The 26,369-nt window shown below is 72.5% G+C and carries 23 protein-coding genes and 1 pseudogene; 16 read left to right on the forward strand and 8 right to left on the reverse strand.

The genetic code is table 11. The features are described 5' to 3' along the window. The first annotated feature begins 1 nt into the window (after position 1). On the forward strand, positions 2–463 hold the full coding sequence (locus tag ACGFH8_RS28235; protein WP_393372860.1) for a GNAT family N-acetyltransferase: 462 nt from the start codon (positions 2–4) through the stop codon (positions 461–463). 97 nt (positions 464–560) lie between these two features. Here the strand turns inward: ACGFH8_RS28235 and rpmB are convergent, their stop codons facing one another. After that, a complete protein-coding gene (rpmB, locus tag ACGFH8_RS28240) occupies positions 561–752 on the reverse strand; it encodes a 50S ribosomal protein L28 (RefSeq protein WP_091671657.1) in 192 nt (63 codons plus the stop codon). A 303-nt stretch (positions 753–1,055) separates the two neighbouring features. Between rpmB and ACGFH8_RS28245 the strand changes: the two genes are divergently transcribed. The 3 genes from ACGFH8_RS28245 to ACGFH8_RS28255 all read left to right on the forward strand — a co-directional run bounded on the left by ACGFH8_RS28245 (position 1,056) and on the right by ACGFH8_RS28255 (position 5,454). After that, positions 1,056–2,669 carry a DAK2 domain-containing protein gene (locus ACGFH8_RS28245; RefSeq protein WP_393372863.1) on the forward strand — a complete coding sequence of 538 codons (1,614 nt, stop codon included), beginning with the start codon at positions 1,056–1,058 and terminating at the stop codon, positions 2,667–2,669. Beyond that, complete coding sequence (recG, locus tag ACGFH8_RS28250) at positions 2,666–4,864, forward strand: ATP-dependent DNA helicase RecG (RefSeq protein ID WP_393372866.1); 2,199 nt, start codon at positions 2,666–2,668, stop codon at positions 4,862–4,864. The genes ACGFH8_RS28245 and recG overlap by 4 nt, the downstream gene beginning before the upstream one ends. Before the next feature lie 116 nt (positions 4,865–4,980). Beyond that, positions 4,981–5,454, forward strand: coding sequence for an NUDIX domain-containing protein (locus ACGFH8_RS28255; RefSeq protein ID WP_393372869.1), 474 nt, complete (start codon positions 4,981–4,983; stop codon positions 5,452–5,454). A 200-nt stretch (positions 5,455–5,654) separates the two neighbouring features. Here ACGFH8_RS28255 and ACGFH8_RS28260 read toward each other — a convergent pair whose 3' ends face one another. After that, on the reverse strand, positions 5,655–6,680 hold the full coding sequence (locus ACGFH8_RS28260; RefSeq protein WP_393372872.1) for an LPXTG cell wall anchor domain-containing protein: 1,026 nt from the start codon (positions 6,678–6,680) through the stop codon (positions 5,655–5,657). A gap of 431 nt (positions 6,681–7,111) precedes the next feature. Between ACGFH8_RS28260 and rsmD the strand changes: the two genes are divergently transcribed. From rsmD to ACGFH8_RS28305, 9 genes and pseudogenes are all read left to right on the forward strand, one after another. Further along, positions 7,112–7,675 carry a 16S rRNA (guanine(966)-N(2))-methyltransferase RsmD gene (gene rsmD / locus ACGFH8_RS28265; RefSeq protein ID WP_393372875.1) on the forward strand — a complete coding sequence of 188 codons (564 nt, stop codon included), beginning with the start codon at positions 7,112–7,114 and terminating at the stop codon, positions 7,673–7,675. Beyond that, on the forward strand, positions 7,672–8,154 hold the full coding sequence (gene coaD / locus ACGFH8_RS28270) for a pantetheine-phosphate adenylyltransferase (RefSeq protein ID WP_393372877.1): 483 nt from the start codon (positions 7,672–7,674) through the stop codon (positions 8,152–8,154). The genes rsmD and coaD overlap by 4 nt, the downstream gene beginning before the upstream one ends. A 250-nt stretch (positions 8,155–8,404) precedes the next feature. Next, positions 8,405–8,902, forward strand: coding sequence for a hypothetical protein (locus ACGFH8_RS28275; RefSeq protein WP_281899866.1), 498 nt, complete (start codon positions 8,405–8,407; stop codon positions 8,900–8,902). Between the two features lie 110 nt (positions 8,903–9,012). Further along, positions 9,013–9,576, forward strand: a complete 564-nt coding sequence (locus tag ACGFH8_RS28280; protein WP_357411722.1) for a YceD family protein — start codon at positions 9,013–9,015, stop codon at positions 9,574–9,576. Between the two features lie 5 nt (positions 9,577–9,581). After that, entirely contained in the window at positions 9,582–9,755 is a 174-nt protein-coding gene (gene rpmF / locus ACGFH8_RS28285; RefSeq protein ID WP_252416735.1) for a 50S ribosomal protein L32, read from the forward strand. Positions 9,756–9,869: 114 nt separating this feature from the next. After that, positions 9,870–10,856 carry a phosphate acyltransferase gene (locus ACGFH8_RS28290; RefSeq protein WP_393372881.1) on the forward strand — a complete coding sequence of 329 codons (987 nt, stop codon included), beginning with the start codon at positions 9,870–9,872 and terminating at the stop codon, positions 10,854–10,856. Further along, positions 10,853–11,602 (forward strand): annotated as a pseudogene (gene rnc, locus ACGFH8_RS28295) (ribonuclease III); the annotation flags it as partial. The gene ACGFH8_RS28290 and the pseudogene rnc, both read left to right, overlap by 4 nt. 211 nt (positions 11,603–11,813) lie before the next feature. Next, a complete protein-coding gene (mutM, locus tag ACGFH8_RS28300) occupies positions 11,814–12,671 on the forward strand; it encodes a bifunctional DNA-formamidopyrimidine glycosylase/DNA-(apurinic or apyrimidinic site) lyase (RefSeq protein ID WP_393372884.1) in 858 nt (285 codons plus the stop codon). A 222-nt stretch (positions 12,672–12,893) separates the two neighbouring features. Further along, on the forward strand, positions 12,894–15,113 hold the full coding sequence (locus ACGFH8_RS28305) for an MMPL family transporter (RefSeq protein WP_393372887.1): 2,220 nt from the start codon (positions 12,894–12,896) through the stop codon (positions 15,111–15,113). A 218-nt stretch (positions 15,114–15,331) separates the two neighbouring features. Here ACGFH8_RS28305 and ACGFH8_RS28310 read toward each other — a convergent pair whose 3' ends face one another. Both ACGFH8_RS28310 and ACGFH8_RS28315 read right to left on the reverse strand, forming a co-directional pair. Next, complete coding sequence (locus ACGFH8_RS28310; protein WP_393372889.1) at positions 15,332–16,174, reverse strand: endo alpha-1,4 polygalactosaminidase; 843 nt, start codon at positions 16,172–16,174, stop codon at positions 15,332–15,334. Between the two features lie 117 nt (positions 16,175–16,291). Continuing rightward, entirely contained in the window at positions 16,292–17,593 is a 1,302-nt protein-coding gene (locus tag ACGFH8_RS28315; protein WP_393372892.1) for a CAP domain-containing protein, read from the reverse strand. A 374-nt stretch (positions 17,594–17,967) separates the two neighbouring features. Here ACGFH8_RS28315 and ACGFH8_RS28320 point away from each other — a divergent pair, with 374 nt between their 5' ends. The 3 genes from ACGFH8_RS28320 to ACGFH8_RS28330 all read left to right on the forward strand — a co-directional run bounded on the left by ACGFH8_RS28320 (position 17,968) and on the right by ACGFH8_RS28330 (position 22,919). After that, the gene (locus ACGFH8_RS28320) at positions 17,968–18,162 is read left to right on the forward strand and encodes a hypothetical protein (RefSeq protein WP_030487463.1); all 195 of its coding nucleotides are present in this window, start codon (positions 17,968–17,970) and stop codon (positions 18,160–18,162) included. A 522-nt stretch (positions 18,163–18,684) separates the two neighbouring features. Then, positions 18,685–22,299: a chromosome segregation protein SMC gene (smc, locus tag ACGFH8_RS28325; protein WP_393372894.1), complete on the forward strand. Its 3,615-nt coding sequence runs from the start codon at positions 18,685–18,687 to the stop codon at positions 22,297–22,299. Then, positions 22,299–22,919, forward strand: a complete 621-nt coding sequence (locus ACGFH8_RS28330) for an HAD family hydrolase (protein WP_393372897.1) — start codon at positions 22,299–22,301, stop codon at positions 22,917–22,919. The genes smc and ACGFH8_RS28330 overlap by 1 nt, the downstream gene beginning before the upstream one ends. Before the next feature lie 7 nt (positions 22,920–22,926). On the opposite strand, the gene ACGFH8_RS28335 is transcribed toward ACGFH8_RS28330, so the two are convergent. From ACGFH8_RS28335 to ACGFH8_RS28350, 4 genes are all read right to left on the reverse strand, one after another. Beyond that, positions 22,927–23,448 (reverse strand): DinB family protein, encoded by a 522-nt coding sequence (locus ACGFH8_RS28335; protein WP_393372900.1) that lies wholly within the window; start codon positions 23,446–23,448, stop codon positions 22,927–22,929. A 75-nt stretch (positions 23,449–23,523) separates the two neighbouring features. Continuing rightward, positions 23,524–24,060: a DinB family protein gene (locus tag ACGFH8_RS28340; protein WP_393372902.1), complete on the reverse strand. Its 537-nt coding sequence runs from the start codon at positions 24,058–24,060 to the stop codon at positions 23,524–23,526. A 42-nt stretch (positions 24,061–24,102) separates the two neighbouring features. After that, positions 24,103–24,597 (reverse strand): universal stress protein, encoded by a 495-nt coding sequence (locus tag ACGFH8_RS28345; RefSeq protein WP_393372905.1) that lies wholly within the window; start codon positions 24,595–24,597, stop codon positions 24,103–24,105. 9 nt (positions 24,598–24,606) lie between these two features. Continuing rightward, positions 24,607–26,226 (reverse strand): MDR family MFS transporter, encoded by a 1,620-nt coding sequence (locus ACGFH8_RS28350; RefSeq protein ID WP_393372908.1) that lies wholly within the window; start codon positions 26,224–26,226, stop codon positions 24,607–24,609. Between the last annotated feature and the right edge of the window lie 143 nt (positions 26,227–26,369).

A 26,369-nucleotide genomic window follows, 5' to 3' on the forward strand; every position in this document is an offset into this window, starting at 1 on the left:
TGTGAGTGAGATTGAGATCCGGGCCGTGCGTTTCGACGCACCTGTGGCGCAGCAGTTGATCCATGCCGCGCTGACCGACCTCGCTGTCCGCTACGGCGGCAACGGTGATGACACCCCCGTCGACGCGACCGAGTTCGAGCCGCCCGATGGGGCGTTCCTCGTCGCCTATCTGGCCGGTGAGCCGGTCGGCTGCGGTGGTTGGCGCAGCCACGGCACGGACTGCGCGGAGGTGAAGCGGATGTACACCGCCCCGACGGCGCGTGGGCGGGGCGTGGCCCGCGCCGTGCTGGCGGCCGTCGAGCGTTCGGCCCGCGAGCACGGCCGCAAGCGGGTGGTCCTGGAGTGCGGCGACAAGCAGCCCGAGGCGATCGCCATGTACGCCTCCGCCGGTTACGAGCGGATCCCGAACTTCGGCTTCTACAAGGACGAGGAGGGCTGCGTCTCGTTCGGCCGCACGCTCTGACCGACGGTCTTCGGCGACGGATCGGCGCGCGCACGACAGAGCCGGCGGACCCGGAGGTCCGCCGGCTGAGCCGTACGAGAAGGTGGGTGCCGCCGCGTCAGGCGCGGGTGACCTTGCCGGCCTTGATGCACGAGGTGCAGACCTGCAGCTTCTTGGTGTTGCCGCCACCGGCCGGGGTGCGCACCGACTGGATGTTCGGGTTCCAGCGGCGGTTGGTCTTCTTCTTGGACCAGGGCACGTTGTGGCCGAAGCCCGGCCCCTTGCCACAGACGTCGCACACGCTAGCCACGGGATACTCCTGGGATTGAAACGTTCATGAGGTTGCCGGCAGAGGTGCTGCACGGGCAACCGCGTCAGCCTACCCGATGTCCCGCCGAGGTGACCAACCGCCCTGGCCCGGTGATCAGCCGCCCCTCCGCCGGTGGGCGGTGGTCGGCCCGCCGGGGTGACGGGGGGTGGTTCCGGCGGCAACTGTACCTGGAGGGCGGATCCCGTCCGTCCGGGCCAGGGGGAAGGGCGTACCCCATGCGGGGCAACCGGACACGCCGGACGAGCCCGGCGCGTGTCGGTGCGCGCCAGTAGGCTTCTGGCCGTGCTGGACACCCTCGACGCCGCCGCGGTGCGCCGTTGGTGCGCGGGTGGGCTGGCCGCGCTGAAGCGTCACCAGGGCGAGATCGACCAGCTCAACGTCTACCCGGTGCCGGACGGCGACACCGGCACCAACCTGGTGCTCACCCTCACCTCCGCCCAGCAGGCCCTCGCGATGGACCTGGACACCCTCCCCGACAGCGGGCCGACCGCGCACGGGCACGCGCTGCGGTTGATGGCCCAGGGCGCGCTGCTCGGCGCGCGGGGCAACTCCGGGGTGATCCTGTCGCAGATCCTGCGGGGTTTCGCCGACCAGGTCGCCGTGGCGCCGACGGTGCGTGGCCGGGAGTTCGCCGCCGCCCTGCGGTCCGGCACCACCGCCGCGTACACCGCCGTCGCCCGACCGGTCGAGGGCACCCTGCTCACCGTGGTCGCGGCGGCCGCCGCCGCGGCCGAACGCGCGGACAGCGACGACCTGCCGGCGGTGGCCCGCCTCGCGGCCCGGGCGGCGGCCGAGGCGCTCGCCCGGACCCCGGAGCAGCTACCGGCGCTGGCCCGCGCGGGCGTGGTCGACGCGGGTGGCCGGGGGCTCTGCGTGCTGCTCGACGCGCTGGTCGAGGTGCTGACGGGGAAGAGCGTCGACCAGCCGACGCCGACGACCCGCTCCGCCCGTCCGGCGGCCACCGTCGCGCGGGAGACCGGCTCCGACGAGTACGCGTACGAGGTGCAGTTCCTGCTCGACGCCCACGCCGAGGCGGTGGCCGGGATGCGCCGGGCGCTGGACGCGCTCGGGGATTCGCTCGTCGTCGTCGGCGACGGGCGTGAGCCGGAGGGCACCTGGAACGTGCACGTGCACGTCAACGACGTGGGCGCGGCGGTCGAGGCGGGCGTCGCGGCCGGCCGCCCGTACCGGATCTCGGTGACCCGGTTCGCCGACCAGCCGGAGCCGCCCCGCGGCCAGGTGTCGGACGGCCGGGCCGCGGTGGTGGTGGCCACCGGCGGCGGCATCGCCGACCTGTTCGCCGCGGAGGGCGCCACGGTGGTGGCGGGCAACCCGTCCACGGGCGAGCTGCTGGACGCGGTCCGGGGCACCGGCGCGGCCCGGGTGGTGGTGTTGCCCAACGACCCCAACACGGAGGCGGTGGCGAGCGCCGCGGCCCGTGCGGCCCGCCGGCACGGCATCAGGGTGAGCGTGGTGCCGACCCGCTCGCCGGTGCAGGCGCTGGCCGCCCTCGCGGTCCGCGACGCCGACCGCCGCTTCGAGGACGACGTGATCGCGATGGCCGAGGCCGCCGGGGCCTGCCGTTACGCCGAGGTCTGCCACGCCAGCCGCGAGGCGCTGACCATGGCCGGCCCGTGCCGTCCGGGCGACGTGCTGGCGCTTGTCGAGGGGGAGGTGCACCTGATCGGCACCGACCTCACCGACACCTGCGCCGCCGTGGTCGACCGGATGCTGGGCGGCGGGGGCGAGATGGTCACCCTGCTGTCCGGAGTGGACGCCCCGGCCGGGCTCATCGATGCCGTCCGCGCGCACGTCGCGCGACGGTGGCCGTTCGTCGAGGTGCACGCGTACCCGGGCGGCCAACCGTTTTATCCGCTCCTGGTAGGGATCGAATGAGCGAACCAGCCACCGTCGACACTCCGCTGAAGAAGCTGGTCGGGGACAAGACCGCCAAGGCGCTGGCCGCGCACCTCGACCTGCACACGGCGGGTGACCTGGTCTACCACTTCCCGCGTCGCTACGACGAGCGGGGCGAGCACACCGACATCCGCTCGCTGGACGTCGGCGAGCAGGTCACTGTGCTGGCCCAGGTGCAGCGCACCGCCGTACGCCCGATGCGGCAGCGACGGGGCAACCTGCTGGAGGTGACCGTCGGTGACGGCTCCGGTGGGCTGCTGACGTTGACCTTCTTCGGCAACCAGGCGTGGCGTGAGCGCGAGCTGCGCCCCGGCCGGTGGGGGCTGTTCGCCGGCAAGGTCACCGAGTTCCGGAGCAAGCGGCAGCTCAACGGCCCGGAGTACGTCCTGCTCGGTGAGGGCGGTGACGGCGAGGCGGCGGCCAGCGACGAGATCGAGGAGTTCGCCGGTGCGCTGATCCCCGTCTACCCGGCCGCCGCGGCCGTGCCGACCTGGGTGATCGCGCGGTGCGTACGGGTCGTGCTCGACACGTTCACCCCACCTGACGATCCCCTGCCGGGCGAGGTGCGCGCCAGCCGCAAGCTGGTCGGGTTGGGCGCCGCGTTGACCGAGATCCACCGGCCGACCAGCAAGGAGGCGCTCTACCGGGCGCGGCGGCGGCTCAAGTGGGACGAGGCGTTCGCCGTCCAGTTGACGCTTGTGCAGCGCAAGCACCGGGCGGCCGACTGGCCGGCCCGACCCCGCCCGGCGCGCACCGGCGGGCTGCTGGACGCCTTCGACGCCCGACTCCCGTACGAGCTGACGGCCGGTCAGCGTGACGTCGGCGTGGAGATCGCGGGAGATCTCGCCACCCCGCACCCGATGCACAGGTTGTTGCAGGGTGAGGTGGGCTCGGGCAAGACGGTGGTGGCGTTGCGGGCGATGCTCCAGGTGGTCGACGCGGGCGGGCAGGCCGCGCTGCTGGCACCCACGGAGGTGCTGGCCGCCCAGCACCACCGCGGCATGCTCGACCTGCTCGGGCCGCTCGGGCGGGCCGGCGAGCTGGGGTCCGCCGAGCACGCCACCCGGGTCGAGCTGGTCACCGGCTCACTGGGCGCGGCGGCCCGGCGGCGGGCGCTCGGCGAGGTGGCCAGTGGCGCCGCCGGCATCGTGCTCGGCACCCACGCCCTGCTCTACGAGGGCGTCGACTTCGCCGATCTCGGCCTGGTCGTCGTCGACGAGCAGCACCGCTTCGGCGTGGAGCAACGCGACGCGCTGCGGGCCAAGGCCGACCAGCCGCCGCACGTGCTGGTGATGACGGCCACCCCGATCCCGCGCACGGTGGCGATGACCGTCTACGGCGACCTGGAGGTCTCCACCCTCTCCCAGTTGCCCCGGGGGCGGTCGCCGATCGCCTCGCACGTGGTGCCGGCCGCGGAGAAACCGGCCTATCTGGACCGGGCCTGGCGTCGGCTGCGCGAGGAGGTGGCCGCCGGCCACCAGGCGTACGTGGTGTGTCCGCGGATCGGTGACGGTCCGGTGTCCGACGAGGAGCCGCCACCCGAGGACGACAACGGTCGGCGTCCGCCGCTGGCGGTGACCGAGGTGGCTCCGCTGCTGGCCGAGGGCCCACTGCAGGGGCTGCGGATCGGGGTGCTGCACGGTCGCCTGCCGGCCGACGAGAAGGACGCGGTGATGCGGTCCTTCGCCGCCGGCGACCTGGACGTGCTGGTGGCGACCACGGTGATCGAGGTCGGCGTGGACGTGCCGAACGCCACCGTGATGATCGTGCTGGACGCCGACCGCTTCGGTGTCTCCCAACTGCACCAGCTGCGGGGCCGGGTCGGCCGGGGTGCCGCCGCCGGGCTCTGCCTGCTCGTCAGCGAGGCCGCCGAGGGCTCGTCGGCACGCGAACGGCTGGACGCGGTGGCGTCCACGAGCGACGGCTTCACGCTCGCCGAGTTGGATCTGGAGCAGCGCCGCGAGGGCGACGTGCTGGGTGCGACCCAGTCCGGGCACCGCTCCCACCTGCGACTGCTGTCGCTGCGCCGCGACGCGGACCTGATCCGCGACGCCCGCGCCGAGGCGATCACCCTGATCGAGGAGGACCCGGATCTGAGCAGCAACCCGGCGCTGGCCGCCTCGGTCGCCGCGTTGGTCGACGAGGAGCGCGCCGAATACCTGGAAAAGGGCTGAGGCGTCCGCCGTTCTTTCTCCTAGCGGAGCCAGCACCGTCCAGGCTCAGGGCTCGGACGCCTGCGCCAATTCGAACAGATCTGGCAAACCACCACCGCCTACCCCAAGGAGACCCGGTGACCGGCCGGCGCGACTACTACCACGACCCGGACGCCCCCACCGCCAACAGCCTCGTCCCCGGCGCCGCCGCCATCGTCACCGATGACCACGGCCGCGTGCTGCTGCAACGGCGCACCGACTCCGGCAACTGGGCACCACCCGGCGGCGCCATGGACATCGGCGAAAATCTTCAACAGTGCGCCGTCCGCGAGGTCAAAGAGGAGACCGGCCTCGACATCGAGATCACCGGCCTGCTCGGCATCTACACCGACCCCGCGCACGTCGTGGCGTACCCCGACGGTGAGGTGCGGCAGGAGTTCACCGTGACCTACCTCGCCCGGGTGACCGGCGGCACGCTGACCGTCAGCGAGGAGTCCACCGAGGTCCGCTTCATCCACCCCACCGACTTCGGCCACATCCCTATCCACGACACCGTTCGCCTCCGCCTTCACCACCACGCCGAGAACCGCCAGGCCCCCTATCTCGGATAGCGCCACCTTGGTCGACCGGCACGGGCTGAGGGTGACGCGGGGCGGCGAGTGGCGCCCACCCCGCGTCCACCGACGGGGCCCCGAACTCCCTACTCGGCTCGCGCAAGGCGCTGGCTCTACTCGGGTACCGCCAACAATGGCTGAGGGCGCGTCGACCGGATGGTCGACGCGCCCTCAGTTGTTGGTCAGAGCGGGTTGTCTCAGGCGGTGAAGCGGACCCGACGACGACGCGCCATCACGAACAGACCAGCACCAACGGCGAGCAGCACCGCGGCGCCGGCGATGATGCCACCGGTCGCGGCACCGGTCAGCGGCAGCGCCGGCTCGTCCTTGTCGCCGCCACCCTGGCCCGGGGTGCAGTTGGCCGGCTTGACCCACTTGACGGCGTCGGCCGGGTCGGCCTGCTCACCATCGACGCTGGGGGTGACGGTCAGACCCTCGTACGCCTCGAAGGTGACCTCGGTCTTCTTGCCCGGGACCAGCTCGAGCTTTTTGACGACGTTCTTCTCCGAGGTCAGCACGACGGTCTCGGTGACGCCGTCGGCCGGGTTGTCGGCGGTGATGACAAGCTCGTCACAGTCGAAGACGATCTCGAACACCGGAGCGTTGGGCTCCTCCGGCACCAGCGGGCCGGTCGGCTCGCTCGGCTGCGTGGTCGGCACCGGGCTGGTCGGGACCGCAGTGGTCGGCGTGGTGGACGGCGTCGCGGACGGCGTCACCGACGGGGTCGCGCTCGGCGTCGCGGACGGCGTGGCGCTCGGCGTCACGGTCGGCGTGGGCGTGGGCTTCGTCGGGGTCGGCGTCGGCTTCGGCGGCGTGGTGCAGTGCCTGCTCAGCTTCGCGGTGCCGGAGGCGATGTGGGTGATCAGGGTGCCGTTGCGCGTCCACTCGGCCTTGACCTTCAGCTCGAGCGGCTTGCCCTTGGTGGTGAGCTGGGTGCCGGAAACCTTGCCGTCGGCCGTAATCGTGGTGCCCACGGCGATGCCGTCGATGGTGGTGCCGGAGGGGGTCCACACCTCCTTGATGGTGGCTTGGAGGTCACGCTCGCTGTTCACCACCTTCCACTCGACGCGGTGCGCGCCGTTCGGGGTCACGCAGGCGGTGCCGCTGATGGTGGTGTGGTGCGCGGACGCCGGCCCGGCGAACGTCGCCGCGCCGGTGAGGCCGATCAGCGCGCCTGCGGCGATGGCCGCGACGCGCCGCATCGGAGACTTGGGGAGGTTCAACGCCTGCTCCTGGTGAGGGGTACGGATCGCGCGCGGGAGGTCGGGAGACGGGGCGACCGGTGGGTCGTCTGCTCACCGGGACGTCGCGCGACGCGGGGGTGCTCCCCGCCATAAGCGGGGACAGAGGGTGACTGTACTGACGAGTCATGAATGAGGGGAGTTCTCATCATTGCCATTGGGCAATGTAGTTGATTCGTGATCTTTGATGTACGGAAGGTGGCCGAGTGATCACTGAGGACGAGCGGTGTCGACCCGTCGGTGGAGGGCTCCGCAGTGGACCGATCGACAGCGGGGGAGGTCACGGGCGTTCCCGGCGCGGTGGACGACGTCAAGACCCCACGTGGACGCCGCCCGACCCGGCGATACCCGGCGGTGTCGGTCGTGGTCGGCGTCGACTCGCGTAGCGTCGCGGGCATGAGCAGGAGGAGACGGTGACCCGGATCGTGGCCGGAACGCTCGGCGGGCGGCGGATCGCCGCACCTCCCGGCGCCGGCACCCGACCCACGTCCGACCGGGTCCGGGAGGCGCTGTTCAGTGCCGTCGAGGCCGACGTCGACCTCGACGGCACCCGCTTCGCCGACCTGTACGCGGGCTCCGGCGCGGTCGGGCTGGAGGCGCTGTCCCGGGGCGCCCGGCACGTGCTGCTCGTGGAGTCCGACCCCCGGGCGGCCCGGGTGATCCGGGAGAACGTGGCGACCCTGCGCGCCGGTCCGGCCGTCCGCCTGGTCGCCGGCAAGGTGGCGACCGTGCTGGCCGCCGGCCCGGACGGCGGGCCGTACGACGTGGTCTTCGCCGATCCGCCGTACGCGGTGCCGGACGCGGAGATCACCGCACTGTTGACGACGCTCGTCGATGGTGGCTGGCTGGTGCCCGGCGCTCTGGTGGTCGTGGAGCGGTCCAGCCGGACCAGGCAGTTCGACTGGGTGGAGGGGATCACCCCCGAGCGCAGTCGCCGGTACGGCGAGACCACCCTTTGGTACGGTCGCCGATCATGAGACGTGCGGTGTGCCCCGGTTCGTTCGATCCGGTCACCAACGGACACCTCGACATCATCGGGCGGGCCAGTCGGCTCTTCGACGAGGTGATCGTTGGCGTTCTGATGAACCAGTCCAAGAGCGGTCTGTTCACCGTCGAGGAGCGGATCGAGATGCTCCGCGAGGTGACCTCGTCGTACGGCAACGTGCGGGTCGAGTCGTTCCGCGGGCTTCTGGTGGACTTCTGCCGGGCGCAGCAGGCGAGTGTGCTGATCAAGGGTCTGCGGGCGGTCAGCGACTTCGACTACGAGTTGCAGATGGCGCAGATGAACATCGGGCTGGCCGGCGTCGAGACGCTCTTCATGCCGACCAACCCGCTCTACTCGTTCCTCTCCTCCAGTCTGGTGAAGGACGTGGCGAAGTGGGGCGGCGACATCTCCGCCCACGTACCCGACCCGGTCCGCGAGGCCCTACAAACCCGCCTGCGCCCAAACCCCTGACCAAACCCCCAACCCCGCCTCCGTCCCGCGATCTTGCACTTGTGGTGCCCGAACCACCCCTTTCGTGGCTGTTTGGGGCAACCGAAAGTGCAAGATCGGCGGGGCGAGGGCCTGGGCGGCGATGTCGCGACGCGCCGGATTGGGGCGGATGGGGCTCGTGTGGGGCGAGCACGACATGATTGGTGACGCGGGGAACGGCCGTAGCCCGCATCATGGAGGTCGGCCGAGGAACGACAGGAGTGAGGTACCGGTGGACCCGCTCGATCGCATCGACGAACTGATCGCCATGGTGGAGCAGGCCCGCTCCGTCCCGATGTCGCGCAACAACTGCATGGTCGACCGGGGTGAGATGATCGCTGCCCTCGACGAGATGCGTGCCGATCTCCCCGCCGACCTGCGTCGCGCCGCCGCGCTCCTGGAGGAGCGCGACAAGATCATGGAAGCCGGCAAGCGCGAGGCGGACCGGATCATCAGCGAGGGTGAGGCAGAACACGCCCGCCTGGTCTCGGTGAACGAGATCACCGTGTCGGCAGAGCACGAGGGCGCCCGGATCATCGCCGAGGCCCGCGCCGAGGCCCAGCGCCTGCGTGAGGAGGTCGACGACTACGTCGACACCGCGCTGGCCAACTTCGAGCAGTTCCTCACCCGGGCGCTGGCCTCGATAGAGCGTGGCCGGGACAAGATGCACGCACTACGGGAGATCGGCACCTTCGGTGGGGATGAGGCGGAACGCCCGCTACCCTTCTGAGCGGCACCTCACCAGCCGACATTCTCACCCGGGTGTCGCCCCCGGTTCGACGGTCCGGTGGTCACCCAGGTAACCTTTTTTGTCGGCCTCTCACCGGCCGGAGTCTGACTATGCCCAAGCACTCGCCATCGACACTCAACCCCAGGTCGCCGCTGGTCCTCGACACGAGGGACCTGCCGCGCCGCCCTGGCGCGTTGCGTGAGGTCCAGCGGGTCGTGCCGGCACCGGCGGACCTCGGTGTGGAGTTGATCGGCGTGCCGGAGGGCGCAGACCTCGACCTCGATCTGAGGTTGCAGTCGGTGTCCGAGGGCGTGCTCGTCTCCGGGACCATCACCGGTCCCGTCCGGGGCGAGTGCGGCCGTTGCCTGCGCGAGATCAACGACTCGATGGGCGTGACGATCCAGGAGCTGTACGCGTACGAGGACAGCACCACGGACGCCACGACCGACGAGGACGAGGTGGGCCGGATGCAGGGCGATCTGATCGACCTGGAGCCGGCGCTGCGGGACGCGTTGGTGCTCACGCTGCCGACCAACCCGCTCTGCCGGGAGGACTGCCCAGGGTTGTGCCCCGAATGCGGGACACACTGGGACGATCTGCCGGCCGACCACAGTCACCAGCAGATCGACCCGCGTTGGGCGGGCCTGTCGCAACTGACCGTTACAGAGGAGTAAGAACCGTGGCCGTCCCGAAGCGCAAGATGTCGCGCAGCAACACCCGGTCCCGCCGGGCGAACTGGAAGGCGACGGTGGTCGCGACCATCGCGTGCCCGCAGTGCAAGTCCCCGAAGCTGCCGCACGCCGCCTGCTCCGTCTGCGGCACCTACAACGGCCGCCAGGTTCTCGAGGTCTGACCTGGACGCCGAGTGACGCCCCCGACCCCAGGTCGGGCGGCGCGCGCACCCTGGCATTCGCCCGGTGCCCCGGCTTCCTCCGATGCCGGCCGGCACACTCCGGCCGGCGTTCCGATGGAGCCGGGCACCGCGCGGATCGCCGTTGACCTCCTCGGCGGGGACGACGCTCCCGCCGTCGTGGTTGACGGCGCTCTGCGGGCCGTGCGCGCTGACCCTGACCTGCACCTGCTCCTCGTCGGCCCGGCCGAGGTCGCCGACGAGCTGATTGCTGCCCTCGATCCGCCGCAACGTACGCGGATCACGGTGCGGCCCGTCCGTGATGTCGTCGGCATGGCCGACCATCCCAGCGCCGCCCGTGCCGAGAGCACGGTCCGCGCCGCGGTCACCGCCGTTCGTGACGGGACCGCCGACGCCCTGGTCTCCGCCGGCGCCACAGGCGCCACAGTCACCGCCGCCGTGCTCGGCCTCGGCCGCTGGCCGGAGATCCGCCAACCCGCGCTTGCCGCCACCCTGCCCACCGTGGCCGGTCCTGTCGTACTCCTCGACGTCGGCGGCTCGCTGGAACCCCGCCCTGCCACCCTCGCCCGCCACGCCGTGCTCGGCGCCGCGTACGCCGCGGTGGCGCACTCGATCGCCGCACCGCGGGTCGGGCTGCTGTCGGTCGGCACCGAGGCCGGCAAGGGCGACCGGGTCCGTCGGGCCACCGACCCGTTGCTCGCCGTCGAGCCGCTGCCCGGCGGGGCGCGCTACGTCGGCCTGGTCGAGGGGTACGACGTGACCCTCGGCGCGCGCGTCGATGTGGTCGTCACCGACGGCTTCACCGGTAACGTGCTGCTCAAGGCCATCGAAGGCGCGTACGCGATGGCCGGTGGCCCACCCGCCGAAGGCGGCGCGCCCCGCGCGGCCGCCCTGCTGGGCGTCGCGGGGACCGTTGTCGTCTGCCACGGTTCCGCTCGCGCCGACGATGTCGCCTCCGGCATCGCCCTCGCCGCTCACCTGTGGCGGCGGCGCGCCACCGATCTGGTCTCGGCGTTGCTCGACGGCGACGCCGCGATGGACCGCACCGACCGCTCCACCGACACCGAGGTACGCACATCATGAGCAACGACAAGCGGCGGCGGGCGTCCGTCGGTCACCTGGAAGCCGCGTTCGGCGTGAGCCTGGAACCCGAGCTGCTACAGCGCGCCCTGACCCACCGCTCGTACGCGTACGAGAACGGCGGGCTGCCCACAAACGAGCGGCTGGAGTTCCTCGGCGACTCGGTGCTCGGCGTGGTGATCACCACCGCGCTGTTCCACAACCACCCGGACCTGCCCGAGGGGCAGTTGGCCAAGCTGCGGGCCAGCGTTGTCAACATGCGGGCGCTCGCCGACGTGGCCCGTGGCCTGGGCCCGGACGGCCTCGGCGCGTACCTGCTGCTCGGAAAGGGCGAGGAGACCACCGGCGGCCGGGACAAGGCGAGCATCCTCGCCGACACGCTCGAAGCGCTGCTCGGGGCGATCTACCTGCAGTACGGGTTGGACACCACCGGGATCGTCATCCACCGGCTCTTCGACCCGCTGATGGCCGAGTCGGCCGGTCGGGGCGCCGCACTGGACTGGAAGACGAGCCTCCAGGAGCTGACGGCGGCGCTCGGGCTCGGCGTCCCGGAGTACCGGATCGAGGGCACCGGCCCGGATCACCTCAAGACGTTCACCGCCTGGGTGGTGGTGGCCGGCAACCGGTACGGCGGCGCCGAGGGGCGCAGCAAGAAGGAGGCCGAGCAGCGGGCCGCCGAGGCCGCGTGGCGAACGCTCGCCGAGCAGAACGGCCAGGCGGGCGACGACGGCCAGGACGGCAGGGCCGGCGAGGGTGGCCGGGACGGTCGGGTCGGCGACGACGGCCAGACCGGCGGCGACGGCCGGGGCCAGCTGATCGACCCGGACGGCTCGGCCGACCGGGACGAGCCGTTCGGGCCGCTGGAACGCGCCGGACGGGCGGCCCAGGCCGAGCAGGCCGACCATCTGGCGCAGGCCCTGCCGGCCGGGGGTGCCGACGGACACGAGACGGGGCTGCGGCGTGCCTGAGCTACCCGAGGTCGAGACCGTCCGGCAGGGGCTGTCCCAGTGGGTCATCGGCCGCCGGATCACCTCGGTCGAGGTCCGTCACCCGCGCGCCGTGCGCCGGCACGTCCCGGGCGGCGTGCACTTCGCCGACGTGCTCGCCGGCCGGACCGTGCTGGACGTCCGCCGTCGCGGCAAGTACCTGTGGCTGCCACTGGACAGCGGCGACGCGATCATCGGGCACCTCGGGATGTCCGGTCAGCTGCTGCTCCAGCCACCCGGCACCGCGGACGAGGCCCACCTGCGGGTCCGGTTCCGGTTCGCCGACGACGGGCCGGAGCTGCGCTTCGTCGACCAGCGCACGTTCGGCGGGCTGTCGGTGAGCGAGGGTGGCGCCGAGTTGCCCGACGAGATCGCGCACATCGCCCGCGACCCGATGGATCCGGAGTTCTCCGACGCGGCGTTCGTCGCCGCGCTGCGCCGCCGGCACACCGAGGTGAAGCGGGCGCTGCTCGACCAGACCCTGATCTCCGGGGTGGGCAACATCTACGCCGACGAGGCGCTCTGGCGTGCCGGGCTGCACGGCGGCCGGCCCACCGACGCGCTCACCGGGCCGGCCGCGCAGCGCCTGCTCGGCCACGTCCGTGACGTGCTCGCCGAGGCGATAAGCGTGGGCGGCACCAGCTTCGACGCCCTCTACGTGAACGTCAACGGCGAGAGCGGCTACTTCGACCGGGCGCTCAACGCCTACGGGCGCGAGGGCGAGCCGTGCCGGCGGTGTGGCGCGCCGATCCGCCGCGAGGCGTTCATGAACCGCTCCTCGTACAGTTGCCCGCGCTGCCAGCCACGACCGCGGGTGTCCCTTCGGGGATGACCCCGAGTCGGCTCCGGGTCGGCACCGGCGGGTCGCGGCCGGACGCTCCGGGTCGCACCCCGGCGTACGCCCGAATCGCGGGCTGATGTCCATCCGGCGGCCCCGCCGCCCCCGGTGTACCGGTTCCGGGGCGGGCCAGGGCCGTTCCCCGATGTGACCGCCTCGTCACGCACCTAACGTCAGCACCGTTGACAGGGGGTTGACGTGACAGGGGGACCCGAGATGGGCAGAAGACCGGTGACGGTGCGGCTGGCGCGGTGGAGCGCCGAGCACCCGTGGCGGGCGATCGCACTGTGGGTCGTGTTCGTGGCGGTGTGCTTCGTCGGTGGCAGCGCCGCCGGCCTCAACGAGGCCACAAGCGCCGACGAGCAGATCGGCGAGGTGGGGCGGGCCGGCCTGATCGTGGACGCCGGCAACTTCGACGATCCGGCCGTGGACAACGTGCTCATCACCGCGCGCAGCGGCGCGCTGGACCCGGCGGCGGCGAAGGCGGCGGCCGACGACGCCGCGGCCCGGCTGCGCACGGTCACCGGGGTCGCCGAGGTGGGCCAGCCGGTCACCGCCCGGGACGGCTCGGCGCTGCTGTTGCCGATCACCATGTCCGGTGACCCGGAGACCGCCTCGGAGCGGGTGCAGCCGCTGCGCGACGCCACCGCCGCCGTGCAGACCGCGCACCCGCAGTTGCGTGTGGAGCAGGTCGGCGGGCCGTCGATCGAGCAGGCGCTCGACGACACGCTGGGCAAGGACTTCAAGCGTGCCGAGCTGCTCAGCCTGCCGGTCACCCTGGCCATCCTGATCATCGCGTTCGGCGCGTTGATCGCGGCCAGCGTCCCGGTGCTGCTGGCGCTCTCCTCGGTCGCCGCCGCGATGGGCCTGTCCACGCTCGCCTCGCACCTGGTGCCGGCCACCGACACCACGGCGCCGGTGATCCTGCTGATCGGCATGGCGGTGGGGGTCGACTACTCACTGTTCTACATCCGCCGGGAGCGGGAGGAACGCGCCAAGGGCCGCTCCGGCCTGGACGCTGTGGAGATCGCCGCGGAGACCTCCGGGCACGCCGTGGTGGTCTCCGGCATTGCCGTGATCATCGCGATGGCCGGGCTGCTGCTCGCCGGTGACGTGGTCTTCTCGTCCCTGGCCGTCGGCTCGATCCTGGTGGTCGCCGTCGCCGTGACCGGCTCGCTGACCGTGCTGCCCGCCCTGCTGGCCAGGCTCGGCCGCTGGGTCGACCGGCCCCGGGTGCCGCTGCTCTGGCGGCTGACCGCCCCGCGCACCGGCCGGCACGGCGAGCCCCGCAAACCCCGGCTCTGGCCGGCGTTGCTCCGGCCGGCGTTGCGCGCTCCGGTGGCGACGCTTGTCATCTCGGTCGGCCTGCTGCTCGCGTTGGCCGCGCCGGCGCTCGGCATGAAGCTGAAGTTCCCCGGCTCGGAGGACCTGCCGCGCACCACGCCGGCCATGCAGGCGTACGACCGGCTCACCGCCGCGTACCCGAGCACCGGCATCAATCACGTGGTGGCCGTGCGGGCGCCGGCCGAGCAAGCCGACCGGGTCCGGGCCGCGCTGACCGACCTGGCCGGCAGGGCCGCCGGTGACCCGCTGTTCGTCCCGGCCGAGGCGGACGGCCCGAAGATCGAGGTGTCGGCCGATCGCCGGGTGTCGGTGCTCGACGTCGCCACCCCGTACACCAGTCGGGACGACCGGTCGGTGCGGTCGCTGGAGAAGCTGCGCGGGGACCTGGTCCCGGCCGAGCTGCGAGGCATCCCCGGCGTCGAGTACGCGGTCGGCGGCGGCGTGGCCGAGAACGTGGACTACGCCGCCCACGTCCGGGACAAGCTGCCCCTGGTGATGGGCTTCGTGCTCGTGCTCACCTTCCTGGTGATGACGTTCACCTTCCGGTCGGTGGTGGTCGCGGCCAGCTCGATCGCGCTGAACCTGCTCTCCGCCGGCGCCGCGTACGGGCTGCTGGTGCTGATCTTCCAGGGGGAGTGGGCGGAGGGGCTGCTCGGCTTCACCTCGATGGGCGCGATCGTGTCCTGGCTGCCGCTGTTCCTCTTCGTGGTGCTCTTCGGCCTCTCGATGGACTACCACGTCTTCGTGGTCAGTCGGATCCGTGAGGGAGTCCGGGCCGGCATGCCCAACCGGGACGCCGTGTCGTACGGGATCACCTCGTCGGCCGGCGTGGTGACGAGCGCGGCGATCGTGATGGTCGGCGTGTTCTCGATCTTCGCCACGTTGAGCACGATCGACATGAAGCAACTCGGCATCGGCCTGGCGGCGGCGATCCTGCTGGACGCCACGATCATCCGGGGAGTGGTGCTGCCCGCGTTGATGACCATGCTCGGCGATGCCAACTGGTGGGCCCCACGCTTCCTGCGCCCGCGCCCCGAGGTCGCCCCGGCCGACCCGCCGGCCCCGACCCCGGAGCTGGTGCCCGTCCCCTAACCACCCCGCTCCCGCCCCGCCCCGCCCTCGCTCCGTCCTCGCTCCCGCCCGCTCCCGCTGCGCCGATCTTGCACTTTCTGTCGCGACGAACCCAAACAAAAACCGCGAATCCACAACCGAAAGTGCAAGATCGCGGGCGGGGCGGGGCGGGGCGGGGCGAGGGCAGGGCGGGGCGGGGCGAGGCGGGGCGAGGCGAGGCGAGGCGGGGCGGGTGGGGGTTAGGGCAGGGGGCAGGGTTCGCGCCACGCGTCCAGGTTGCGGTCCTTGCGGATCGAGGCGAAGCCGTAGCCGACCGTGGTGACACAGAAGTCCTCTACCTCGGCGGCGTACTCCACGTGGAAGACCGGCTTGCCCGCGTCGGCGAACGGCAACAGCTTGGCGCACTGGCCCAGCCGGACGCACTCCTCGTTCACCGCGAAGTCGAAGTCCGGGGCCAGCGCGGCGAGCTGCGGCACGTCGTTGACCAACCCGGGGGAGAGGCTCAGAGTGCGGGCCAGCTGGGCGAGTCGGCGGTTGAACAGCAGTTGGTCGTCGAAGTCGAGGGGAAAGCCGGTGCGGGACGCGTACCCGTCGGCGTCGGCGAACGCCACCGCCCCGAAGCCCTTGCCCCGGCACAGCCGGAACCTGTCGGCCAGCACCGGCTCCAGCGCGTCCCAACTGCGGACGTCCAGCCAACGGCTGTCCGGTCGGCGGGCGGCCGCGCCCCGCACGGCGTCCGGGAGCCGGCTGGCGTCCGGGTCGGCGGAGCGGACCGAGCCGACGTGCACCTGGCAGATCAGCCGGCGGTCCCGGGAACGCAGCTCGGCGGTCTGCGCGGCGGTGGTGTCCACCGGGTCGAGCAGGAAGACGTCGGCTTCCACCGCCGGGTCGAGCGGGCCGCTGAGCTGCCACTGCCACTGCCACTGGCGGGCCTGCGCGGCCGGCCACTGGGTGGGCGCGCCGGGCGGGGTCAACTCGGGTCGGCATCCGTACGCCGGCACCACCAGGGCGAGCGCGACGCCGGCCGACAGGACGCGGCGCAGTGGGCGTACGGCGACGCGTCGCCGCGGCCGGATCCGCATCGGCAGCTCCCGGGTCCCGGACGGCCCGTCGCCGCCCTTGCCGGTACGCCGCCCCCACGCTCCGGCCCGGCGTACCTCACCGGGTCAAACGAGCGCGGGGGCGCGAACGACGCGCGGTCAGCGCGGCGCCGCGAAGACCTGGGTCCAGTACGGCCCGTTGCTGGTGGCGATCCCGACGCCGATCTCGGTGAACGCGCAGTTCAGGATGTTGGCCCGGTGGCCGGAGCTGTTCATCCAGGCGTCCATCACCGCGGCCGGGGTCTGCTGGTTCCAGGCCACGTTCTCGCCGTACGTGCGCCAGGCGTAGCCGACCCGGTCCAACCGGACGCCGGCGTTGCTGCCGTCGCTGCCGGTGTGCGACATGTTCTTGTGGTCGGCCTGGTCCTGGCTGTGCTTCTGGGCGGCCGTCATCAGCTTGTCGTCGATGCTCAGCGCCCCGCAGCCGGCCTTGGCCCGCTCGGCGTTGACCAGGTCCACCACCTCACGGGCCTGGGCGCTGACGGTGCCGCTGGAACCGGTGGAACCGGTGGAACCGTTCGAGCCGCTGCTCGTGGCCGGGGCGCTTGTGCGCGGCGTGCCGCGCCGCGACGCGGCGGTGGTACGCGACGCCTCCGGGGTGGGCTTGACGGCTCTGCTCGGTGTCGGGCTCGGCGGGGTCGCACTGGGCGTGCTCGTCGGGGACGGCGCGGCGAGGGTGTCGAGGGTCGGCTCCTCGGTCGGCGCCGCCGACGCCGCGAAGGTGTCGTCGACGGCCGTCGGCTGGCCGGCCCCGTCGTCACCGCCGGGTAGCCCGAGCGCGCCGACGCCGAGGCTCACCACGAGGGTGGCCGCCGCGGCGGCCCCACCGATCATCAGCGGACGTCGCCAACGGGGGCGGGAGCGGTGTCGCCCCTCGCCGGCCCGGTCGGCGTCGGCGGGAAAGTCAGCAGTCGTCTCCGGGCCGGGGTCGGGCCGCCAACCACCTGTCGTCTCCGGCCTGGGTTCGGTGTGCCAGCCGCCGGTGGCCGGCCCGGCGGAGCCACTGCCGTGCCACCCGTCGGTGGTCGGCTCGCCCGGGCCACTGCCGTGCCACCCGTCCGTGGTCGGCTTGGCCGGGCTGCTGCCGTGCCACGCGCCGGTGGGCGGTCCGGCCGGGCGGCCGTCGTGCCAGCCCTCGGTCGGCTCGTGCTCCGGGCGCTGGTCCGGCCAGGCGGCGGTCCGCGCGTCGACCGGCCCGCCGGGGGCAGCCGGGTCCGGCTGCCAGCCGGTCGGGGGCTGCTCCCGCTGCCACTCGTCGCCGGGCTGGTTCGGGTCGTCGTCACCGAACAGGTAGGCCGAGCGGGGCTCCGGACGGTCGTGCAGCCAGGTCGGCTCGTCGGTCGGCCGCTCGGCGCGCCGGGAGGCGCCGTTCGGGTCCATCGGGTCGGTCCAGCCGTACACGCCTATGCCTCCACGGGTCGGTTGCGGGCCGGGGTGACGCTACGGCGCGCCTGCGACCTGCGGCAACGTGGCTAAGGAAGAGTTAAGGGGAACTCGGACGCCCGGGTGCGGAATTCCCCGGATCCGGGCGTACAGTAAAGGCGTCCGGACAGAGCGTGTCCGTGCCATTGCGGCAGCCCCCCCGACAAGTGGACAGGTCGACGTAGAGATGATCTACGGCCTGCGAGAACTTGACGAAGGAGGGGTTTGCGGCTCAATATATAGGTGTCGCCAGTCGCGCCCGGTCATGCCCAGATACAGCCTGGAATGACAGCCGCGTACAAATGGGCGCGCGTTGGTCCGGCCTTTCCGGCAGCGCATATCAAGGAGTCAGCATGGCGAAGGCCCTCTACGGCCACGTAGGTGCAGCGCCCGACCGGCGTCTGCTCGACGAGGTCACCCGACTGCGTTCCAGGGTTCAGGCACTGGAGTTCGAGATCACCCGGTTGCGTGCCGACAATGATCGGCTCGCGGCGGCCGCCGCGGAGGCAGACGATCTGCTCCGTCTGGCCGAGCCGGCACTGACCTGATCTCTGTGTCGCAAAACTGAATCGCACTTCGCAAAATGCGCGCCGACACCTGTGTGCCGGCGCGCAACACTGTCCGGCCCCTTTCGGTGCCGACGATTTATGATCTTGTGGTCGGTCCCGCCCTTACCGCGTCCCCGGTATCCGAATAGCACGCCGAGCGATAAGCCGATCATGAACGGCTCTCGTCCCTGTCGTGATCGCCGGAACAACAGCGCGCTCGCGGCTCGCGCCCGCGCCGCACGCGGCCCGGGGCGGGTCGCGTGCCCGCCCGCTTCCACCACCGGGTTAGGGTCTGTGTCAAAGCCCCTGGCCGGCCTGCGGCGGGCCCAGACGACGACCGGCCGCGTTGGAGATTCGTCCGGGTACAACACCGGTATCCGGACGAATCTTCGCCTTGCCGGATCGCCGTCTGGACTCCGCCTCGGCTCGACCGAGGGCCTTGACACAGACCCTAGTCTGCGAGTTCACCCAGGTCCCCACAGCCGGCGACGGTACGGCGGCCACCGGACGAGGATCGAGAAGGTGTATCTCAAGAGCCTGACGGTGAAGGGCTTCAAATCCTTCGCCTCCGCCACGACGTTGAAGCTGGAGCCCGGGATCACCTGCGTGGTGGGCCCGAACGGCTCCGGCAAGTCCAACGTCGTCGACGCCATCGCCTGGGTGCTCGGCGAGCAGGGCGCCAAGGCGCTGCGCGGCGGCAAGATGGAGGACGTCATCTTCGCCGGCACCGCCGGTCGCGCGCCGCTGGGCCGTGCCGAGGTCACCCTCACCATCGACAACACCGACGGCGCGCTGCCCATCGAGTACACCGAGGTCTCCATCACCCGCCGGATGTTCCGCTCCGGCGAGAGCGAGTACGAGATCAACGGCAACACCTGCCGGCTGCTCGACATCCAGGAGCTGCTGTCCGACTCCGGCATCGGCCGGGAGATGCACATCATCGTCGGGCAGGGCCGACTCGACGGCATGCTGCACGCCAAGCCGGAGGACCGTCGGTCGTTCATCGAGGAGGCGGCAGGCGTCCTCAAGCACCGCAAGCGCAAGGAAAAGGCGCTGCGCAAGCTCGACGCGATGCAGACGAACCTCAACCGGCTCACCGACCTCACCGCCGAGCTGCGTCGCCAGCTCAAGCCGCTGGGCCGGCAGGCCGAGGTGGCCCGCCGGGCGGCGGCCATCCAGGCCAACCTGCGCGACGCCCGACTGCGCCTGCTCGCCGACGACCTGGCCACCCTGCGGACCACCCTGGACCGGGAGATCGCCGACGAGACGGCGCTGCGGGAGCGGCGTGAGCAGATCGAGGGCGAGCACGTCGAGGTGCAGGGCCGGCTCGGCGAGTTGGAGGCGGCCCTGGCGGAGGACGCTCCGCTGCTCGCGGCCGCCCAGGACACCTGGTACAAGCTGTCCGCCCTCCAGGAACGCTTCCGCTCGATCGAGCAGTTGGCCCGGGAACGGCTGCGGCACCTCAGCGCCGGCGGCGACGACGAACGGCCCGGCCGCGACCCGGACCAGTTGGAGGCCGAGGCGGAACGCGTCCGCGAGCAGGAGGAGGAGCTGCGCGCGGCGCTGACCGACGACCAGATCCGGCTGGCCGAGGCGGTCGAGCACCGCCAGGAGCTGGAACGGCAGCTCACCGCCGCCGAGCGGGAACTGGTCGCCGCGGCCAAGGCCATCGCCGACCGGCGCGAGGGAATGGCCCGGCTCACCGGTCAGGTCAACTCGGCCCGAGCCCGGACGACGAGCGCCGGTGAGGAGATCGACCGGCTCGCCGTCGCGCACGCCGACGCGCTGGGCCGCGCCGAGCAGGCGCAGGCCGACCTGGACGCGGTGGCGGCCCAGTCCACCGAGGCCGATCGGGACAACGCGGACCTGGACGCCCGGCACGCCGAAGCGGTCGCCGTGCAGGAGCGGGCGCAGGCCACCGTGCGGTCGCTCTCCGACGCCGAGCGGACGGCGGAGAAGGACGCCGCCACCTGGAAGGCCCGGGAGGAGGCGCTCGCCCTGGGGCTGCGGCGCAAGGACGGCGCCGGGGCGCTGCTCGCCCGCGCCGGCGACGTACCCGGCCTGCTCGGCAGCCTCGCCGGGCTGCTCACCGTCGCGCCCGGCCACGAGGCCGCGCTGGCCGCCGCCCTCGGCGGTCTCGCCGACGCGGTCGCCGTGAGCGGGGTGGACGAGGCCGTCGAGGCGATGCGGCTGCTGAAGATCTCCGACGCCGGCCGGGCCGGCCTGCTCGTGGGCAGCCCGGCGGGGCCCGGCATGACCGGCTCCGCCGACGCGCTGCGCCCGAAGCTGCCCGATGCGGCCAGGTGGGCCCCCGACCTGGTGGAGTGCGGCCCCGAGCTGCGCCCGGCGGTGCACCGTGCACTGCGGGACGTGGCGCTCGTGGACGATCTCGCCGCCGCGGCCGAGCTGGTCGCCAGCAACCCCGAACTGCGGGCGGTCACCCCGGACGGTGACGTGGTCGGGGCGTACGCGGCGGCCGGTGGGTCGGCCAAGGCCCCCAGCTACATCGAGGTGCAGGCGGCCGTCGAGGAGGCCCGCGGCAACCGGCTCACCGCCGAGCGCGCCGGCGCGGAACTGCGTGACCAGCTCGTCGAGGCGCGCGCCGAGGTGGCCGCCGCCAAGGAGGCCGTGCAGCACGCCGCCGCCGAGAAGCGCGAGGCGGAGAGCCACCGCAACGCCGCCGCCCGCCGGTTGGCCGAGCTGGGCGCGGCGGCCCGGTCCGCGAAGGCGGAGACCGACCGGCTCGGCGACTCCCGCTCCCGTGCCGAGGCGGCCCGGCAGCGGGACCTCACCGCGCTCGCCGAGCTGGAGGAGCGGCTGCGGCTGGCCGAGGAGACCCCTGTCGACGCCGAGCCGTCGAGCGAGGACCGCGACCAGCTCGCCGCCATGGTGCCGCAGGCCCGGCAGAACGAGATGGAGGTCCGGCTCGCGGTGCGTACCGCCGAGGAGCGGGTCTCCTCGATCGCCGGCCGGGCCGACTCGCTGACCCGGCAGGCCACCGCGGAACGGGCCGCGCGGGAACGCGCCGCGGCCCGGCGAGCCGCGCGCACCCGGGGCGCGGGCATCGCCCGTGCCGTCGCCGGCGGCGCCCGGGAGGCGCTCACCCGGCTCACCACCTCGATCGCGACGGCCGAGGAGCACCGCGACGCGGTCGCCCGGGAACGCGCCGCCCGGGAGGCCGAGCTGCAGGAGGTACGCGGGGCGGCCAAGCGGCTCGGCGCGGAGCTGGAACGGCTGACCAGCCAGGTGCACCGCGACGAGGTGGCCCGCGCGGAGCAGCGGCTGCGCATCGAGCAGTTGGAGGCGAAGGCCGCCGAGGACTTCGGGTTGGACGTGGAGACGCTTGTCGCCGAGTACGGCCCGGCGCAGCCCGTCCCGCCGACGGCTGTCGACGTCGCGGCGGCCGAACGCGACGGCCTGCCGGTGCCCGAGCCGGTGCGCTACGAGCGGCCGGTGCAGGAGAAGCGGGCCGCCAAGGCGGAACGCGAGCTGGCCCTGCTCGGCAAGGTCAACCCGCTCGCGCTCGAGGAGTTCGCCGCGCTGGAGGAGCGCTTCAAGTTCCTCTCCGAGCAGTTGGAGGACCTCAAGGCCACCCGCCGGGACCTGCTCACCGTGGTCAAGGACGTGGACGAGCGGATCCTGGAGGTCTTCGCCAGCGCCTTCGCCGACACCGCCCGGGAGTTCGAGCAGGTGTTCACAGTGCTCTTCCCCGGTGGTGAGGGCCGACTGATCCTCACCGACCCCGACGACCTGCTCACCACTGGCGTCGAGGTGGAGGCCCGCCCGCCGGGCAAGAAGATCAAGCGACTGTCGCTGCTCTCCGGCGGCGAGCGGTCGTTGACCGCGGTCGCCATGCTGGTGGCGATCTTCCGCGCCCGACCCAGCCCGTTCTACATCATGGACGAGGTGGAAGCGGCCCTGGACGACGTGAACCTCGGCCGGTTGATCACGTTGCTGGCACAGTTGCGGGAGAAGAGTCAGCTGATCGTCATCACGCACCAGAAGCGGACGATGGAGATCGCCGACGCGCTCTACGGCGTGACCATGCGCAGCGGGGTCACCCAGGTGATCAGCCAACGGCTCAACCGGGCCGACGAGGACGACAAGCGGCACCGCCGCGGCGAGGAGAACGGGTAGTGGCTCGGGAACGCGCGACGGCGCTCCTGCTGGACTTCGACGGCGTACTGCGCCGGTGGGACCCGGCGGTGGCCGCCGTCGTCGAGCGGGAGTACGGCCTCTCCGAGGGGGTGCTCGGTGAGATCGCCATGCAGTGGGGGCGGCTCCAGCCGGTGCTCACCGGCCAGGTCAGCCACGCCGAGTGGATGAGCAGCGTGGCGGACGCCCTGACCGAATCGGTGGGCAGCCCGGAACGGGCCCGCGCCGCCGTCGAGCAGTGGCAGGGCTACCGGGGCGAGGTCGACCAGGAGGTGCTGGCGTTCGTCCGGGAGGTCCGGGCGGCGGGCGTCCGGGTCGGGCTGGGCACCAACGCCACCGACCTGCTCGACGCCGACCTGGCCGCGCTCGGCCTGGTCGGCGAGCTGGACGTGGTGGTCAACTCCTCCACGATCGGCGTGCACAAGCCGGCCCCGGAGTATTTCCAGGCCGCCTGCCAGGCGCTGGCCACCCCGCCGGCCCGGGTCCTCTTCGTCGACGACGAGGACTGGGCCGTCCGGGGCGCCCGCTCCGCCGGGCTGTCGGCGCACCGCTGGGGCGGCCACGCCGACCTGCGTTACCTGCGGGCGGCCCTGGCCCACTGAGCGTCGGTCACTCGCCGGTGACGCCGTCGATGCGTTCCCGGATCAGGTCGGCGTGACCGTTGTGCCGGGCGTACTCCTCGATCATGTGCACGTACACCCAGCGCAGGTTGAAGGTGCGCTTCTTCGCGCCGACCTCGACGAACGTCTCGTCGAGCGAGTGGCCGGCGGCGGCCTCGCGGGCCAGCGCCACCTCGCGGTGGAAGACGGCGAAGTCGGCCTCGGCGTCGGCGTCGCTGACGTCGTGGTCGGCGTCCGGGTTCTCCGGGGTGAAGTACGGGTAGTCGACAGGCTCGCCGGCGAAGTTCTCCCGGAACCACCAGGCCTCGACCTCGGCCAGGTGCCGGACCAGACCGAGCAGCGTCAGCCCGGACGGCTGCACGCTCGGCGTGCGCAACTGCTCCTCGGTCAGACCGGCGCACTTGAGCAGCAGCGTCTGCCGGTGGTAGTCGAGCCAGCCGTCGAGCATGGTGCGCTCGTCGCCGACGTGCGGTTCGGGGGTCCGGGTCATCTCCGGCGCGATCCAGGTCATGCCGCGCATCCTGCCCGGCACCCCGGACAGATTGCGAAGGATTATCGGGTTGGCCGGACGGTCGGAATCAGCGGGTCAGTCGCCGGTGACGCCGTCGATGCGTTCCCGGATCAGGTCGGCGTGGCCGTTGTGCCGGGCGTACTCCTCGATCATGTGCACGTACGCCCAGCGCAGGCTGAAGGTGCGGGTGCGGGTGCCGTCGCTGCGGGTCGGGGTGAACGTCTCGTCCAGTGACCGGCCGGCGGTCGCCGCCCGGGCCGCGTCGACCTCGGCGCGGAAGGCGGCGAAGGCGGCCTCCGGGTCGGCGTCGGCCGCGGCGTGGAAGTCGGCGTCGTTGTCGGTGTCGAAGTCGTAGAGGTCGGGCAGGTCCTGGCCGGCGAAACGCTGGCGGAACCAGGACCGCTCGACGTCGGTCATGTGCAGGACCAACCCGAGCAGGCTCAGGGCGGACGGTTCGACACTCGCCGTGCGTAGCTGGTCGGCGGTCAGGCCGGCGCACTTGTGCAGCAGGGTGTCGCGGTGGTAGTCGAGCCAGCCCTCCAGCATGGTGCGCTCGTCAGCGACGAGGGGCTCGTGGGTGCGGTCGATCTCCGGTGCCGTCCATGTCGTCATCGGGCCATCCTGGGGCTCGGGTACGACAGTCGCGACAGGTTTTCAGGGCACCACGACGACGGGCCAGCGGCCGGTGCGGACCAGACGGGTGGCGACCGAGCCGACGAGCCGGTGTCCGGCCTGCTCGGAGGTGCCCACCACCACCATGTCGGCCTGGAACTCGTCGGCCGCCGCGCACAACTCGCCGTACGCGTCGCCGCGCCGGAACAGGAAGGTCACCGGGATCCCCCACTGCTCGGCCGCCCGCCGGCACTCCCGGCGCAGCTCGTCGGCCAGCTCATCGTGGGAGCGCTGGACCGCGCCGGCGTCCATGCCGGGCACCAGCGCGGTCAGCCCGCTCGCCGAGCTGACGAAGACCACCACCAGGGCGGCGCCCTGCCGGCGGGCCAGGCCGGCGGCGTAGGCACCGGCCCGCTCGGAGGTGCGGGTGCCGTCGACGCCCACCATGACCACCCGGGGGCCGTCCGTGCCGCGCTCGAACGGCAGTGGTCGGGTCCGGGGGCCGTACTCCTCGCGGTCCGGTGCTCCCACGCTCATCGCTCTACCTCACCTCTGCTCGCCGGTGCGGACCACGGCCGCGCCCGCGCCGGCTGCGACTGACGATTCCCGCTCGACCTCGCCGGAAACCGAGTTGCCGTTGTGCTGGCGCAGCGGCACCTCCTTGATGAAGATCACCGCGATCAGCGCGACGAGCGCGAAGGGTGCGGCGGCCAGGAAGATGTCACCGGCGCCGTGGCCGTACGCGCCCTCCACGACCGCGCGCAGCGGACCGGGCAGGGTGTGCACGTCGGGCAGGGTGCCACCGCTGCCGGAGCTGGACGCGGGGATGCCGAGTTGGGCCAGCCCGTCGGCGGTGTAGTCCTTGACCTTGTGGGCGAGCACCGCGCCGAGGGCGGAGACGCCGATCGCGCCACCGAGGCTGCGGAAGAACGCCACCACCGAGCTTGCCGCGCCGAGCTCGTGCGGTCCGACGGTGTTCTGCACGGCGAGGACCAGGTTCTGCATGGTCATGCCCAGGCCGACGCCGATCAGCAGCATGTAGACGCTGAGCAGCGTGAAGTTGGTGTCCGCGCGGAGCGTGCCCATCAGCGCGAAGCCGATGGTGAGCAGCGCCGAGCCGATCACCAGGTACCGCTTCCAGCGGCCGGTCTTGGTGATGACCCGCCCGATGACTGTGGAGGCGACGAGCAGGCCGAGGATCATCGGCAGGGTCATCAGGCCGGACATGGTGGGGCTCTGCCCGCGGCTGATCTGGAAGTACTGGCCGAGGAAGATCGACGCGCCGAACATGCCGACACCGACCGCGATGCTGGCGACGACGGCGAGGGTGATGGTGCGGTTGCGGAACAGCCGCGGCGGGATCATCGGCTCGGCGGCCCGGGTCTCCACCCGGATGGCGAGGGCACCGAGGGCCAGCGCGCCGACGACCATGACGGCGGTCTGCCAGGAGGCCCAGGCGAACTGGTCGCCGGCGAGCGAGACCCAGATCAGCAGGACCGAGACGGCCGCGGTGATCAGGGTGGCGCCCCACCAGTCGATCTGCGCCTTCCGCTTGACCACCGGCAGGTGCAGGGTCTTCTGGAGCACGATCAGGGCGACGATGGCGAACGGCACGCCGACGTAGAAGCACCAGCGCCAGCCGAGCCAGGAGGTGTCGACGATCACGCCGCCGATCAGCGGGCCGCCGATGGTGCCGACGGCCATCACCGCGCCGAGGTAGCCGCTGTAGCGGCCCCGCTCGCGGGGCGCGATCATCGTGGCCATGATCACCTGGGCCAGCGCGGTGAGGCCGCCGGCGCCGACGCCCTGGAGCACCCGGCAGGCGATCAGCTCTCCGGTGCCCTGCGCGAGGCCGGCGAGCACCGAACCCAGCACGTAGATCCCCAGGGCCAGTTGCACGAGGGTCTTCTTGCTGGTCAGATCGGCCATTTTGCCCCAGATCGGGGTGGTCGCGGTGGTCGCGAGCAGGGCCGAGGTCACCACCCAGGTGTACGCGGACTGACCGCCGTGCAGTTCGGTGATGATCCGCGGCAGCGCGTTCGAGATGACCGTGGAGGAGAGGATCGCGACGAACAGGCCCAGCAGCAGGCCGGAGAGCGCCTCCAGGATCTGCCGGTGGGTCATCGTCACGGCGGTCGCCTGGGGTGGCGCTGTCGCCTGGCTCATCGTTGGTGCCTCCGAGTGGAGTCGAGGTGGAACGGCGGCGGGCTGGTACGCACGGGCCGCCTGAGAGTTGCCTGAAGCAACCGTATGCCTTGGTTGCCTGAAGCAACAACTTGGCGGACCGGCGTCCTATTCCCCCACCCAGG

The organism is Micromonospora sp. NPDC049175, from assembly GCF_043197345.1.
Classification (GTDB): domain Bacteria; phylum Actinomycetota; class Actinomycetes; order Mycobacteriales; family Micromonosporaceae; genus Micromonospora.